A 14,832-nucleotide genomic window follows, 5' to 3' on the forward strand; every position below is an offset into this window, starting at 1 on the left:
CTAGGTCAAATAATCTGTTCCGTCGTTTGAGGATGCTGCCTCCTTCGATTCAAAAATTCTCTATGATATTATATATTCTTCAGAAGTGGCTAACGACAAGGTCAGACGCGAGCGCTTGCGCGAGTTGTCTGCACCGCCTGGATATGTGTTGATCTTTTGGGTTTCATCTTGGGGTAACCTTTTCGACAAATCGATCTTTTGAATGCTTAGAAGATCATCTTTTTGTTCGTCGGTTAGATCCTAATTTCTTTATTTTTATTTAGGTCGGAGTCTTTGGGGCTTCCTGTTTCGAAGTTGGGTAGGGTGCTTTCTTCTCAGAAGTAGATTATTGATAAGGTCGGATAGTTGCTCAAGTAGATCGTCGAAGTCTTCGGTTGTTCTCTTTTGTATCCAGATTTATACGTCTCAGCCTGATCATTCGTTTTCTTCACATATCAGTAGTATTCTATGTAGTTTTGGTACACATAACACTTCTGATGTTATTTGCGGTTTTTAACTGTTAAGTGCGCAGAATAACCGGCTATGGGCGTGGTTATGTGTCGGTAAATGGTCATATGCACTTTTTTCGGGGAATGGTTATTTGGACGTAGACGCTTGTTGGGAGCTTGTTGGAGCGAGGGGTTGACACAAGTCAAAAGTAAGTGAAAATACGAGTTCTTGTATCTGTTATGTGCCTAGGATACCCCCTCTAGGCTTAACCCCAATCTTGCTTGTATCATGAAGGAATCCGCCCCTGACGCTCCGGTTTGGGTAGCGCGAGCTCGCGCTGCCTGGAAGTCGATTCAATCTCCACCGCCCAGCCGCAAATGGACGGCTTACTGGATTAAGAAGTTTCTGGTATACCTTGAGCGCAGGAACAAGGGGATCTTGCCGGAAAAAACGCCTTCGATGGGAGCGGTGAAGTCGTTTTGCCGATTCATCGAGGATAAGTGGGAAGTGGAGGAGTGGAAGGTAGAGCAAGCAAGCGAGGCGCTTGGCTGGTTCGCTAACGTAGCCCGATTTGGCGAAGGAGGAGGCAATGCGGAGTCGAAAGGAGCCTCGGCTTGTCCTGCTCCGAGGGCCGCTGGTTTTTCGGGTCCCGACCTAGGCGGTACGGTTGAACGTGAAAGATGAATTTGCGCCGAGGTTCCAGCTCTGCCTCGCCCGTGGTTGCTTGACGATCGCTTAGCCGGGCGTTTTTCGAAATGGGGGGAGTTGGTGGTTGCGGAGTGTCGCAAGCGAGGGCACTCGATTCGGACGGAAAAGACCTACGAACAGTGGTGCCGTCGCTTCTCGGAGTGGTGGAAGGGGGTAGCCGATGAATCGACGGCGGCTCCGGAATTGGGAGGATTGGGAGAGGTTGTGGAGAGTGCGGTGGTCGGATTTATGGACTATCTGGCGGTTGACAAGTGCAGCTCGGCGTCGACGCAACGGCAGGCCCTGAACGCGGTTAGCTTCTTGGTGACGAAGACCTTAGGGCTGGAGGCCTTGGATTTTTCCGACTTCGTGAGGGGAAAGCGTCGTAAGAACCTGCCGGTGGTGCTGAGCGTGGACGAGGTGCAGCGGCTGCTCTTGCAGATGGAGGGGGAGTCGCGGCTGGCGGCGGAGCTGCTGTACGGCGGTGGGCTCCGCTTGATGGAGTGCGTGAGGTTGCGGCTCAAGGATCTGGATTTTGAATACGGCACGATCTTGGTAAGGGACGGCAAGGGAGCGAAGGATCGGGTGGTGCCTTTGGCCAAGTCGGTTGTGCCGGCACTGAAGCGTCAGGTGGAGTTCGTGAGGTCGCAGCACGCGGCGGACCTCAAGGCGGGCTTCGGGGACGTCTACCTGCCGCCGAACTTGGCCAAGAAGTGGCCGAAGGCCGGCAAGGACGTGATCTGGCAATACCTGTTCCCGAGCAAGCGCATGCAGGTGGATCCGCGCTCGGAGGCGGAGAGGCGTCACCATATGACCGATCGCAAGCTCCGGGACGCGGTCAAGAAGGCCTCGCGGGACGCTGGGATCCTTAAGCGGGTGACGCCGCATACCTTGCGGCACAGCTTCGCGACGCACTTGCTGGAGAAGCACTATGATATCCGTACGGTGCAGGAGCTTATGGGGCATGCGTCGGTGGAGACGACGATGATCTATACGCACGTGATGAATCGCCCGGGGCTGCACGTGGTGAGCCCGATGGACGACTTGGCGCTGGACAGTGGCGAGAGGGTGGCGGGAGCGGCGTTTTGAGGCGGGGATGAGGGGGATGGGTTTTGGGGCCCGCAGATCTTCGCAGATTTTCGCAGATTGGGTTTGGGGATGGAGTGAGTACGGGGAGGAATCGCAGATATTTTGATGATTTTTGACGGATCCTGTGAGGGGATGCTGCGCCGCGGAGGAATTAACATCGCTTCGCTGAATCCCTTCGGCGGGCCTTCCACCTTCGCTAAAGCTTCCACCTTCGCCAAGGCTTCCGCCTTCGCCAAGGCTACTGCGGACATGCCTGTGGACATGCCTGCGGACGAGTCGGTGGACAAGTTGGAGGGCACGACGGTGGCAATGTTCGCGGGCCTCAGGGCGAGGATCCCTTCGCTGAACTCAGGGCGAGGACTCGATGCGGGAGTTGGTAGGGAGGGAAGAGTTGGATCTGCCTTCGTTATAGGGCCGCCATTTCGTCGGCCGTAGCTTTAGCGAAAGTGGAAGCTCAAAGAGCGACGGCCGGATTCGCGGTTCCACCCCCCTTAATCTCTCTCGGTACGCGGTTCCTCCGAACAAAAACCCCATCAGTCTCCAAACCAATCTGCGAAGATCTGCGGGCCCCAAAACACAAACCCAATCTACCATTCATCCCGAACGTCTACTTTGCTCTGATGAGCGAGGAGGCGTTTTGTGGTTCGTGGATGTAGCGACGGTTTTAATTTGGTTCATCATGTTTGTTTTGTAAAGCGAGGCGTCGCGTGGCGGCGATGCGGCCTTTTGACGAGGGCGAGGAGGTGAGATGAGGGGGCTTGGGGTTTATTCGTAGGCAAGGGGACTCGCGAAGGGGGCCGACAGGGTGCGTAAGTCGTGTCCGGTAGGCGCTTCGTGGATACGAAGGCCGAACTCGGGGAGCACCGCGAAGATGTGGTCGAAGATGTCGGATTGGATGTCTTCGTATTCGCCCCATTTGGTGGTGGCGGTGAAGGCGTAGATTTGCAAGGGGAGCCCCTGGTTGGACGATTCGAGCTGCCGCACCAGTATCAGCATTTCCTGGGCAATCCTGGGGTGGCTTTTGAGGTAGGATTTCAGGTAGCCGCGGAAGGTTCCGACGTTGGTGAGGCGACGTCCGTTCAGCGGAGACGACAGGTCGAGCTCGGCTTGCGAGTTCGATTGTTCCAGTTCGGCGAGCTTTCCTTCGAGATAGGGGGCCAGCAACTTCGCTTTGCGGAGCCGTTGCAGGGTGTCCTCGTCGAGGAAGGCGATGCTGGAGGTGTTGATATGGATGTTGCGCTTGATGCGTCGTCCGCCGGAGTCCGACATGCCGCGCCAATTCTTGAAGGAGTCGGAAATGAGGGCGTAGGTGGGAATGGTGGTGATGGTCTTGTCCCAGTTTTGCACCTTCACGGTGGTGAGTCCGATGTCGATCACGTTGCCGTCGGCCCCGTACTTGGGCATTTCGAGCCAATCGCCGACCGATAGCATGTTGTTGGCCGAGAGCTGGATTCCGGCGACGAGTCCTAGTATCGGGTCTTTGAATACGAGCATGAGCACGGCGGAAAGGGCACCGAGGCCGCTGAGCAGGATGAGCGGGGATTCGCCCATGAGCAGGGATATGCCGATGATCGAGGCGACGACGCTGGCGGCGATTTTGAGGGTTTGGGTTATGCCGCGCAGCGGGAAGTGGATACGTTTTCCGTTGCGAAGGAGGAGGCCCTGCAGGGCGTCGAGAAGGGCGTAGAAGGTAAGCAGGCCGAACAGCAGCATCCAGAGTTGGAGGGCTGTGGTTAGGGCCTTGCTGAGGAAGGATGCGGGCGAGAGCCAAAGCTGGGCTTGTACGTGAGCCACGGCTCCCTGCAGGGCGAAGGCGGCGCGGGAAAGCACGCGGCGGGCGTAGAGGGTCCTGCTCAAGCCCTGCGTGTTTCGGGCCTTGGCCCGGTCGATCAGCTTCAGGGCGAGGCGATGGAGCAGCAGGTGGAGGATGCTGGCTACGATAGCCATCCATGCGAGGGCGATGGCGTTGTACAGGAGGCTTGCGTACTCGGGGGATTGGCTTTGCAGCCAATTGTGCAAGGATTCGCGGACGCCAGTCCGGATGATTTCGAAGTTTTCTAGGGAAGCGATTGGTTCCCACCGTTGTGTATTCATGGAAAAGTGTGAGTTGATGGATCGAGGGAATTGCGGCGGTGAGCTCGCGGGGCGTTGAGGTGGCTCCGCTTTTGGTGTTCGCGGCGAAGGCTTGGGCCGCGAACGTATAGGGGCAGGCCTGGCTGGCCCTGGGGGCTTGCCAGTCGTGGCGGGGCCCGCTAGCGGCGCATACCGCGGTCGAGCTCTACAAGATTAACGAGAAATCTCGCTGCTTCTAGGCGGGGAGCGGCACCCGAAGGACGCTTGTAGGACTCCTTCGACGATCTCGTTTTCTTCCTCCAGTACGCTGACGAAGAAGGAAGTGGGGGCCGTAGGCGCTTGGTCTTCGTCCGTGGCGAAAACGAGTTTCGCCTGAACGGGGTCCTTGTGGATAGGGAGGCGCAAGGGCGAACCTGTCTCGCATCGCCCTACGGCCAAGCTGTGTTGGTTGTGGAGAGTGGTTAGGGTTGGCTGCTCACTTTCGTCGTGGATGGGCAGGGTCGCGCTGAGCGTTCCGATGGGAGTGGAAACGGCTAGGAACAGCGCGACGAATATATGCCAGATAGTTTTCAAACGACGGAGTGGATGACGGAACCTGCAATGACGAACGGGGGGCTGATGTCAATTGCACTGGGCGTTGGATTTGATGCGGGAAATCGTGTTTTTTTGGCCCGCAGATTTACGCGGATGTTTTTCGGTTTCTTGGGAATGTTGGCAGGGAGAGGATTGCTCTGATGAGCAAGGAGGCGTTTGGGTGAGGTGGGGATTTTGGATTGTGCTTTTGGGGGGGCGCAGATTTACGCGGATGTGCGCAGATTGTTTTTTTGGGGGGGATGGTTGGGGAATGTGGGGAGGGGAGTTGGTTTTGTATTTCATACAGTTGGATTCGGTTGTGGGGGAATTTGGAAGGCGCTGGTCTTGAGGGACTCAACTGAATTGTTTTTTATGTCAAAACTCCCCAAGTCTATCGTGATTATGGACCCGCTTCGCCTCTCAAGCGTTTATGGTCCGGAACAGCTTTCTCAGATCGAAGAAATCAGCGAATTGGTCTGCCCGCCTTTGTCCAAGGAGGATGTCGCTGCTAACCCTGAACGGATGGCTGAAGTCGAATACCTTTTTGGTGGTTGGGGCATGCCTGAGTTGAACACGGCGTTTCTGGAGAGCGCCCCTAACTTGAAGGGGGTCTTTTTCAGCGCCGGCACGGTGAAGCCTTATGTCTCGGACGAGCTTTGGGAGCGTGGCATCGTTTTAACGAACGCCCACCAGGCCAATGCGGTGCCGGTGGCCGAGTACTGCGTGGCGGCTATCATTCTCTCGCTGAAGCTGGGGTGGACTTACCTGCGTACTCTGCGGGAGAAGCAGAGCTGGCAGCGGGAGACGACGGAGATCCCGGGCTGCTACGACGCGACGGTTGGCCTAGTGTCGCTGGGTGCGATCGGGTTCAAGACGCTGGAGCTTTTGAAGCCTTTTAAGGTCAAGCCCTTGATCTACAGCACGAGCATGTCGCAGGCCCAAGCTGAGGAGTGGGGCGGCGAGGTGGTTAGCCTGGACGAAATCTTCGAGCGCAGCGACGTGATATCGCTGCATACGCCGCTGTTGCCGTCGACACGGGGCATGATTCGCGGCGAGCACATTCGCAAGATGCGTCACCGGGCGACGTTCATCAATACGGCTCGCGGAGCGGTGGTGAACCAGGCTGAGATGATCGAAGCGATGCGGGAGCGTCCGGACTTGACGGCTTTGGTCGACGTGACGGACCCGGAGCCTCCTGCCGATGGAGACGAGATCTTCAAGGTGGATAATATCCATGTGACGCCTCACATCGCGGGGTCGCTGGGGCGGGAATGTCGCCGCCTGGGCCAGACTGCGATCGACGAGTGCAAGCGCTACCTAGCTGGCGAGGATTTGCTCTACCAAGTGGTGGAAAGCGATTTGGCCCGCATGGCCTAGCTGGAACTAGAGCTTGGATCCGAGATGAAGATCGCTATCAACACCGTTACCTTGCGCGAGTTTTCCCGCGAGGAGGTTGTATCCATATTAACTGACAACAAGGTAGGCGCCGTTGAGTGGGCGGGAGATGTTCATGTACCGCCGGGCGACTTGGAGGCGGCTGCGGCTGCCAAGGAGCTTTGCGAGCAAGCGGGCATCGTTTGCACGAGCTACGGTTCCTACTACCAGTGCGACGAGCAGGGGCAAGGGGGCGGTCCGTTCCGCTTTAACCTGGGTGGCGACGTAGCGCTCGATACGGCGGCGGCTTTGGGAGTGGACGCGATCCGCGTGTGGGCCGGGCGCTTGGCTAGCGATAAGGCTTCCGCGGAGTACCGCAAAGAGGTGGCTGGGTGTCTTGCTGCCTTCTGCGATCAGGCGGCAGCCTTGGGGATGTCGGTGCACCTTGAGTTTCACCGTAATACGCTGACGGATACGGTCGCGAGTACGCTTGACTTGTTGGGGGCTGTTTCGAGGGACAACTTGTTTTCTTACTGGCAGCCTCGCCATGGGATCGGCGTGGAGGAGAATGTCGCTGACATCCATGCCTTGGGGGAGCGGCTCTCGAACGTGCATGTTTTCCACTGGTTGTTGCAGGAGGATGGCTCGAGCGTGGAGCGGCGCCCGCTCGTGGAGGGGCGGGAGCGTTGGGATGTGTATTTCTCGGCGATCCAGGCGTATCCGCGGGATCGTTACGCGATGATCGAGTTCGTGAGGGGAGATACGCTTCCTCAGTTGGAAGAGGATCTGGGGGTGCTGCGTTCGGTTTTGAGTCTGGATTGAGGTGGATGATTGGGGCGGTGTGTGTGGCCCGCAGATTTACGCAGATTTGCGCAGATTGGGTTTGATGGAGCTTGTAGGGGATCTTGCAATACGGTCGCGGGCTAAAGCTCCGCGCTACGGGATCTTGCAATGGGGTCGCGGGCTTCCGCCTTCGCCAAGGCTTCCGCCTTCGCTGAAGCTTCTGCGGACAAGTCTGCGGACGGGGAAAGCTCCGCGCTGCGGGAGCTTGCGCTTTTTGAGGGGTGGGGATTTAGGCGAAGATGTCGGTTACGGGGGTGCCTTTTCCGTCTTCGGTAACGTAGAAGGGGCGGCCTTCTACGGAAAACTCGGTTTTGGGACTGATGCCCATGGCGGTCATGATGGTTGCGTGTAGGTCCGTCACGGATACGGGGTTCTCGATGGCTACGAGTGGGCGCTCGTCGGCGGTCTTCCCGTAGAGGTAGCCTTTTTTGACTCCGCCTCCGAAGAGGGCAACGCTGGAACCTCCGGTGAAGTGGCGGTGCAGGCCGTAGTGTTTTTCTTCCGTAATGAAGTCGCCTTTGTGGGCGGCTTGGTCGTTGGCGTTGGAACCGGGCTTTCCTTCCATGATGGCATCTCGGCTAAACTCGGAGGCGACGATGACGAGGGTACGATCCAGGAGTCCGCGTTCTTCGAGGTCGAGGATGAGTTGGGCGATGGGTCGGTCGATCTCTTTGTGCATGCGATCGGTGGTGCTGTGGCCGGCGGCATGGGTATCCCAATGGAGAAAGGGCACGTACTCGGTGGTGACTTCTACGAAGCGAGCTCCGTTTTCGACGAGGCGGCGGGCAAGGAGGCAGCCGCGTCCGAATCGTCCGGTATCGTAGGCGTCGCGGACTTCTTGGGGCTCTCGTTCGATATCGAAGGCTTCGCGTTCTTTGGAGCTGAGGAGTCGGTAGGCGTTGTCCATGGATCGCAGGAGTGACTCTTGCTGGTAGTCGCTGGCGTATTCACGATTTGGATTCTTGTCTACGAGCTGGCGGAAAAGGCGGTTGCGGTTGGCGAAGCGCGCTCCGGTCATTCCTTCGGGCGGGCGGACGGATTGGGCCGCTTGTTCGGGGAAGGGGAGATTCATGGGACCGTATTCGCTGCCGAAGAATCCTGCGGTAGTGAAGGCTTTGAGTTCTTCTTGTTCGCCGATGCCTTCGAGGCGCTGCCCGATATTTATGAAGGGGGGCATGATGTCGTTGCGGGGGCCGAGTACCCGAGCGATCCAGGAGCCGAGGTGGGGGCAGGCCACGGTTTGCGGTGGTACGTAACCGGTGTGCCAGTGGTACTGGTGGCGGGAGTGGAGGATGCTGCCGAGGTCGGGCTGGACGGCGGAGCGTATCAGGGTGCCGCGATCCATGATGCTGGCGATGCGCTTGAGTCCGGAACTGATCTTGATGTTGTCGACGGCTGTGTCGATGGAGGGAAAGGTACTGAGGACGGTATCGACCGGCATGCCTTGGGAGTAGGGGGCGTAGCGTTTGGGGTCGAAGGTTTCGGGGGCGGCCATACCGCCTGCCATCCAGAGGAGGATGCAGGCGTCGGCTTTGGCTGCGGGATGCTTGAATCCGCTGCCGCGGACGATCTGTGGGGCGCCAGCCATCCAGGCTGCGGAGGAGGCGAGGGCTAGCTTTTTGAGGAAATCGCGTCGGACGATGGGTTCGGGCGCGTGGGGGTCGATGGAAAAGCTCATGGTCTGTGGGGCTGGGAGGTCTAACGGATTATGAAAAACTCGGGAGTGGCAGTGATGGCCCAGAGAAGGTCGGTCACGGCGGCTGGGGTTGGGCGACGTCCTAGAGCATCCTTGAGCAGGCGTCTTTCTTGGCGGGTGGGGTAGCGGGTTAGCAGTCCGAGGTAGATTTCGTCGATTATCTGGGCGGTGTTTTGTGTATCCGGATTTTGGATAACTTTATCGGCTCCGCGTTGGAGGTAGTCGATCAATTGTTGGCTGGTGGAGAGGTCGACCGCTTCGAGGGTGGTCAGTTCGTTCGGGCGGGAGGTCACGATCTGGTCTCTGTTGGGGCGGCCGAGGGAGCGCATGAGGGAATCGGTTTTGAGGAGGGACGCGCGTGGGGGGCGGTCGCTGCCGGCGTACTGGATGGCGAGGAGGGAGTTGACGCGGCGGTTTGCGATCTTTTCCCATTTTTCGTGCGCGACTGGCTGGGCATTGCGCCAGGGGAGGGCCTTCGGGGAGCGGTTGGCGTGGCCTTCCAGCTGAGGAGGGTGCGGGGCGACCTGCCAGTTCTCGTCGCTTAGGATGAGCTGGCTTTTTCCGTCTTCGTAGTCGAGCCAGAGGGCGCAGAAGAGGGCGGCCTCGGATCGGTTTCGTCCGAAGTTCGCGGCTCGGATGCGAATCTCGTTTTTGCCCGCTAGCAGTTTCGGGCCGAGGGAACCGGCTTGCAGGTCATTGGCGCCGCTGCCTTGTTGGATCAGTTGGCCGTTGAGGTAGACGGCGAATGCGTCTCCCGCTGCGGTGACGATCCCGGCAAAGGCGACTGGCTTCGAAATGTTGAATTCGCGGCGAGCCCAAATTTCCTGATTGGGCTCGGGTGGATCGCTGAGCCATATCCAAGAACTGGTTACGGAGAATCGGCTGTCCTGGTCGTCGGCCCGATCGCTACGATAGACGGGCGCATCGAAGCCGATGGGAGCGGAGTCGGTGAACTTCCAGACGGCGTCCACGAACTGTTCAGCCGTTAGGCGTTTGGGGAGGGGGCCGTGGTAGGTGTATTTAGCGTTGCTGTCAGATTGGCTGCTTGCGCTGGACTGGCTTTGGTAGGCTTGCGAGGAGGCGATGAGCTTTAGGGTACGTTTGATGTTGTATCCATTTTTCTGGAAATCGACGGCTAGCCAATCGAGCAGGTTGGCGTTCCAGGGTTCGGTTTCCATGGCGTCGAGCGGGTGCACGATGCCGCGTCCCATTAGTTGGGCCCAGAGGCGGTTTACGATGGTGCGGGTGACGCGTCCGTTATCCGGGTGGACGAAGAGCTCTGCGAGCTGCTGGAGGCGCTGCTCTTTGGGGGCCTCGGGATCGATTTGTCCGATTTCCGGAAAGGGCCAGGCGGCGACTGCTTGGTCGCCAGTTGGCTTGTCGCAGCGGTAGAGCTCCAGCGGGTCCTCGGAGTAGATGGCTGCCAGCCCGTAGGCTTCGGCGAGGGTCCAGCGATCAACGAAGCTGTCGTGGCAGGAGGCGCACTTCATGTTGATGCCGAGAAAAGATTGGGAGACGTTTTGGGAGAACTGGACAGGGAGGCTTTGGGCGACGCTGACGGTGCCGCGCCATTCGATTCCGTCGATGAAGCCGGAACTTTCCTTGCTGGGGGGAGCGATGAGCTCGCGTACCATGCGGTCGAAGGGGGCGTTGTGTTTGAGTGAATCGTAGAGCCAGCCGCTGATTTGCTTGCGTCCGCCGGTGATGAAACCGGTGCCGGCGTAGTCGTTTCTCAGCAAGTCGTTCCAGAAAGTGAGCCAGTGCTCGGTGTATTCGACATTTCGCGACAGGAGGTTGTCGATGAGGCGATCGCGCTTGTGGGGCGAGCGATCCGCTAGGAATTGCCTGGTTTCTTGCGGAGAGGGTAGGAGTCCGGTTATGTCGAGCGAGACGCGTCGCAGGAAGGCCTCGTCGTTGAGCGGCTCGGGGAGGGGGATTTCTTTGTTGGCGAGGTAGGCGTCGACGATGCGGTCGATAGGGTGGTCGCGGGTGCCCAGAGCACGCGGAAGCTCGGGGTGGCGGGGATGCAGGGGCGGTTCGTATCGAGGCTCCGCGAAGCTGAAGCTGGGGTCCCAAGGCATGCCTTGGTTGACCCAACGCTTGAGGATTTCGATTTCCTCAGGCGGGACGGGAGGGTTGCCGTCATAGGGCATGCGGTAGTCGGGGTCCGGATCTTCGAGGAGCTCGATGAAGTAGGATTGGTCGGCGTCGCCCGGAACGGCTGAGTCGTCTTCGAGGATCTTGTCGAGGGTGTTGATGGAGAAGCCTCCTTTGGATTTGCTGCCTCCATGGCATTCGTAGCAGTGCTGTTTCAGGATGGGCACGACGTCGTGGAAAAAGTCTACGTTCCGCTCGGCCTGGGCAGTAGCCAGGGCTGGTAGCAAATGGCTGATGGATAGAAAGTAGGTGAGGGCTTTCATCTTTATGGTTCGAGGGGGATGGGGATGGGGATGGGGCTGGGGATGGATTGGGTTGTGGTTTTTTTGGGCCCGCAGATTGCGCAGATGTTCGCAGATGGGGTTTGATGGAGCTATTGGGGGGATCTTGCGATGGGGTCGCGGGCTTCCGCCTTCGCCAAGGCTTCCGCCTTCGCTGAAGCTTCTGCGGACAAGTCTGCGGACGGGGAAAGCTCCGCGCTACGGGATCTTGCAGTGGTTGTGGTGTATTGGAAAAGGGAGGACAGCTACCTTGCGGTAGCTGTCCGGGGGTAACGAAGCCTCCGGTAAGATTGGGCATCTTAGGAGGACAACAAGATTAGTTGAGGTGCGGTTTAGGAGTGGTTCGCAGCCAGTCGCTCAGCTTCCGGGAAAGCTCGGTGGCCTTTTCGGGATGGGTTCCGGCGAGGTCGTGGAGGTCGTCGGGGTCGCTCTTCAGGTTGTAGAGTTCAGTGCGATCGGGCCAGGCTATGATTTTATCCCAGCCTTCGATGAGGACGCGTGATTCTAAATTGCTGTTGAGGTCGTCGAGCTTCGATAGCTCGATGTCGTGGGCGTAGTCTTCGACGACGATTTGGTTGCGTTGGTCGAGCAACTCGGGCTGGCGTAGGTCGAGGCCTGCCATGATGGCGGGGACTTCGATGCCGCAGGCTTGCAGGATGGTGGGGGCGATGTCGATGTTGCTGGCGAGGGTGGTTTGATTGCGGGCGGGAGCGACTTTGCCGGTATGGCGGATCATGATGGGAGTGCGGATGCCGTCTTCGAAGGGCTCGCGTTTCGAGCGAATGGAGCGGCCGGGTTGCTCTGGATTGGATACCCAGCCGTTGTCGCAGGTGTAGATTATGATGGTGTTGTCGGCGATTCCTTTGGTTTCGAGGTAATCGATCACTTCACCGCAGGCTTCGTCGAACCACTCGATGTTGGCCCAGTAGCGGGCTTCGGATTCGCTGGAGGCGACGTCCTTGTATTTCAAATACAGCTCTTCGCGGGCGTTGTGCGGAGTGTGGGGCAGGAAGATGCCGTACCAGACGAAGAAGGGTTTGTCTTGCTCGATGGCTTTGTCGACGAAGTCGTAGTAGGGCTGTTGGGTGGTGCGGCCGATTTCCAATCCGACGTCGCCGTGACGTCCGCGTTTTTCGGTGATGCCGTGAGTCATGGCGTCGGTGAAGCCGTGCTCGAGAGGGTCGCCTTCCCACCATTTTCCGGTTTGCAGGGTGAGGTAGCCGTGGGCTTCCAGTTCCTTGACCATGGAGGGAAGTTTTTCGATGGGGGCGGACATCTTGGGTCTCCACTCGACGAAGAGTTCGGGCGCGTGGATTCGGTGTACGTTACCGGGAAGGATGGGGTCATTGCCGCGAATGTTGTGTTGGTGGGGGTGCAGGCCAGTTACGAGGCTCGCTAGGGAGGGGCGGCAGAGGGGGGCGGAAACGTATCCACGTTCGTACAACAAGGATTCGCTGGCGAGTTTGTCGAGGTGGGGCGTCGCGACGTGGGGGTGCCCCATGAAGCCGTAGTCGTCCCAGGTTTGGTCGTCGCTGATGAGGAGGACCACGTTTGGCTGGGATGAATTGGCCGCTGGCGGCTGTGCGGCGTGCAGGCTGGGAAGCAGGCTGCCCAGCAGAGAAAGGATGAGTAGGATATAAGGATTCTTTTTCATAGGTTATAAAGGGTTGGCTTATTTGATGCGAGCAAAGGTGGCTTGGGTCGGGGCGAAGCGGATGGTATCGATGCGGCCGCTAGGGAAGGTGAGCTGACAGGTGTGGGTGTCGGAGCTTTTGTCGTATTGAACTGCAACTACAGGAATTTCGGACTCGTTTTTGAAGGGGAAGGCGATGCTGACGAGGCGTGGGTGGTAGGCTTCGGTTTTGGCGCTGAGACGCTTCAAGTGTTCCGAGTAGACAACTTTCTTGTAGCCATTCGCAATGTAGCTTTGACCGTCGAGATCGTCTTCGGAGACGAGGATGGCTTGGTCGTCGGAGTAGGCGAGAATGAGGCAGGATGCCTTGCCGTTGCCGCCTTCGATGATGGCGCCTTTTCCCTGTTGTTGGATGGTATTGTCGAGGGTGGTGACGTAGCGGGAAACGACTTCGACGGGCTTGTGTCCTACTTCGACGCCAACGTCGTCCCGCCAAATGAGGTAGGGCTGCGGCCCGCGGACGAAGTAGAGCTTGCGCTCCGCGTGGCCGATGAAGCCGGGGATCAAGGGGTAGGCTTCGGGAGCTTGTCCGCGAACGAAGGCGCCGTGTTCGTCTTCGCGGTAGTCCACGACGCGGCCTACTGAGCCGATCTGCTGCTCAACGCCGTTTATCCTGAGGGTGGTGTGGCAGTCGCTGCCGTCCGGCCAGTAGCCTGGATCGGTGAGGAAGTCTTCGCCGAGAGCGGCGAAGGTGACGGCGTTTTCGTCCTGCTGGTTGTGGCCCTGGTGCATATCGTATCCGCTTTTGAATACGACGTGGGCGGCGTCAGGGTCGTCCCATGCGGAGCGGAGAAAAACGCGTCCGCTGTGGTAGCGTTTTCCGAGGGGCCAGTTCGCTTGGCCGGGGGAGAGGGGCTCGAGCGGGGCGTCGCCGCTAAGGAAGGGGAAGAGTTCGCCGAAGCCGTCGTTTTCGCGGCCGAGGCCGTTGTTTCCGGCCCCGTCGGGACCGATGGCCTGCCACCAGGCCCAGAGGTGAACGGAATTGCGATAGGTGAGGGCGTGGGCCATGGCGATGGGGCCGACGGGTTGGGGGTCGTTGTCGTTGAGGGTGCGGATTCGGTTTTCGAAGGGGAGGAGTACCCAGACGAATTGGTCGAGGATGTTTTGGGCGAGGGGTTGCTCGGCGACGAGGTCGGGGCCTCCGGAGCGTTTGAGGGCGAGCGAGAAGGGATAGGCTCCGAGCTGGCCGTAGCTGAGGTAGTGGTGCCCTTCGGTTACGTAGCCGGTGGGGTCGACGAAGTATTTGTAGTATCCACGCACGCGCTCGGTGGCGCGGTCGACCCAGGCAGGCTGGTCGCCGAGCGCGAGGGCCGCGAGGCCGAGGGCTCCGAATTGGACGGAGTTGTGGTTGCAGGAGGTGACGCCCGGCGAGGGAGCTCCCCAGGCGCTGCCGTCGGTGTAGAGGAGGTGTCCGTACTGGTAGAGCTCTTCGCGAACCTCGGTCCGTTCCTCGTCGTTGAGGTATGGATACAGGAAATCGTAACCGATGGCGAGGCCCTGAGTGGCGTCGGCGTATTGGAGGTGGGTCCGCCAGTGGTCGGTATTGTCCGGTTCGCATTGGCGGACCACGGCGAGGAGGATTTCGGTGCCCTTGTGGAAATAATGTTCCTGTCCGGTAAGGTATCCGGCTAGGGATAGGATGCCGAGGCGTCGTTGCACGAAGCGGCCAGCGGTGCCTTTGCCGTTGTCGGGGCCGGAGAGCGGGTAGGGATCGGTTTCCGTATCCAGGAAGTAGTTGGCTTGGTCGATGACAGCTTGCTTCATGGTGCGTAGCCATTCGGTGGAGTCGGCCCGTTGTTGCAGGGCGGGGACATCGTCCAGCGTGAAGAAGAAGCTCGGATGAGCGGAGGGCTCGGCAGCGAAGCTGGGGATGCCGGCGACTGCGGATAGGGCGGCGATCGAAAGGGATGCTAAGGTGGATTTCATTACTACAAAAA

General features: G+C 58.9%; 10 protein-coding genes. 4 read left to right on the plus strand and 6 right to left on the minus strand.

Annotation, left to right across the window (positions count from 1 at the left end):
• The first annotated feature begins 717 nt into the window (after positions 1 to 717).
• On the plus strand, positions 718 to 1,113 hold the full coding sequence (locus QEH57_RS23115) for a hypothetical protein (protein ID WP_309009173.1): 396 nt from the start codon (positions 718 to 720) through the stop codon (positions 1,111 to 1,113).
• A 36-nt stretch (positions 1,114 to 1,149) separates the two neighbouring features.
• On the plus strand, positions 1,150 to 2,205 hold the full coding sequence (locus tag QEH57_RS23120; protein ID WP_343224835.1) for an integron integrase: 1,056 nt from the start codon (positions 1,150 to 1,152) through the stop codon (positions 2,203 to 2,205).
• 765 nt (positions 2,206 to 2,970) lie between these two features.
• Here QEH57_RS23120 and QEH57_RS23125 read toward each other — a convergent pair.
• Together QEH57_RS23125 and QEH57_RS23130 are read right to left on the minus strand one after the other, a co-directional pair.
• Positions 2,971 to 4,299, minus strand: coding sequence for a mechanosensitive ion channel family protein (locus tag QEH57_RS23125; protein ID WP_309009174.1), 1,329 nt, complete (start codon positions 4,297 to 4,299; stop codon positions 2,971 to 2,973).
• 192 nt (positions 4,300 to 4,491) lie between these two features.
• Positions 4,492 to 4,851 (minus strand): hypothetical protein, encoded by a 360-nt coding sequence (locus QEH57_RS23130; RefSeq protein WP_309009175.1) that lies wholly within the window; start codon positions 4,849 to 4,851, stop codon positions 4,492 to 4,494.
• A 372-nt stretch (positions 4,852 to 5,223) separates the two neighbouring features.
• On the opposite strand from QEH57_RS23130, the gene QEH57_RS23135 reads away from it, so the two are divergent.
• Together QEH57_RS23135 and QEH57_RS23140 are read left to right on the plus strand one after the other, a co-directional pair.
• The gene (locus tag QEH57_RS23135) at positions 5,224 to 6,228 is read left to right on the plus strand and encodes a hydroxyacid dehydrogenase (RefSeq protein ID WP_309009176.1); all 1,005 of its coding nucleotides are present in this window, start codon (positions 5,224 to 5,226) and stop codon (positions 6,226 to 6,228) included.
• Between the two features lie 24 nt (positions 6,229 to 6,252).
• Positions 6,253 to 7,047 carry a TIM barrel protein gene (locus QEH57_RS23140; protein ID WP_309009177.1) on the plus strand — a complete coding sequence of 265 codons (795 nt, stop codon included), beginning with the start codon at positions 6,253 to 6,255 and terminating at the stop codon, positions 7,045 to 7,047.
• Between the two features lie 250 nt (positions 7,048 to 7,297).
• Here the strand turns inward: QEH57_RS23140 and QEH57_RS23145 are convergent, their stop codons facing one another.
• The 4 genes from QEH57_RS23145 to QEH57_RS23160 all read right to left on the minus strand — a co-directional run bounded on the left by QEH57_RS23145 (position 7,298) and on the right by QEH57_RS23160 (position 14,821).
• Complete coding sequence (locus QEH57_RS23145; protein WP_309009178.1) at positions 7,298 to 8,746, minus strand: DUF1501 domain-containing protein; 1,449 nt, start codon at positions 8,744 to 8,746, stop codon at positions 7,298 to 7,300.
• 20 nt (positions 8,747 to 8,766) lie between these two features.
• Entirely contained in the window at positions 8,767 to 11,184 is a 2,418-nt protein-coding gene (locus QEH57_RS23150) for a DUF1549 domain-containing protein (protein WP_309009179.1), read from the minus strand.
• A 334-nt stretch (positions 11,185 to 11,518) separates the two neighbouring features.
• Positions 11,519 to 12,856 (minus strand): sulfatase-like hydrolase/transferase, encoded by a 1,338-nt coding sequence (locus QEH57_RS23155; RefSeq protein WP_309009180.1) that lies wholly within the window; start codon positions 12,854 to 12,856, stop codon positions 11,519 to 11,521.
• A gap of 18 nt (positions 12,857 to 12,874) precedes the next feature.
• A complete protein-coding gene (locus tag QEH57_RS23160) occupies positions 12,875 to 14,821 on the minus strand; it encodes a hypothetical protein (protein ID WP_309009181.1) in 1,947 nt (648 codons plus the stop codon).
• Positions 14,822 to 14,832: the final 11 nt, after the last annotated feature.

Origin of the sequence: Pelagicoccus sp. SDUM812005 (assembly GCF_031127875.1) — a bacterium.
Taxonomy (GTDB): Bacteria; Verrucomicrobiota; Verrucomicrobiia; order Opitutales; family Opitutaceae; genus Pelagicoccus.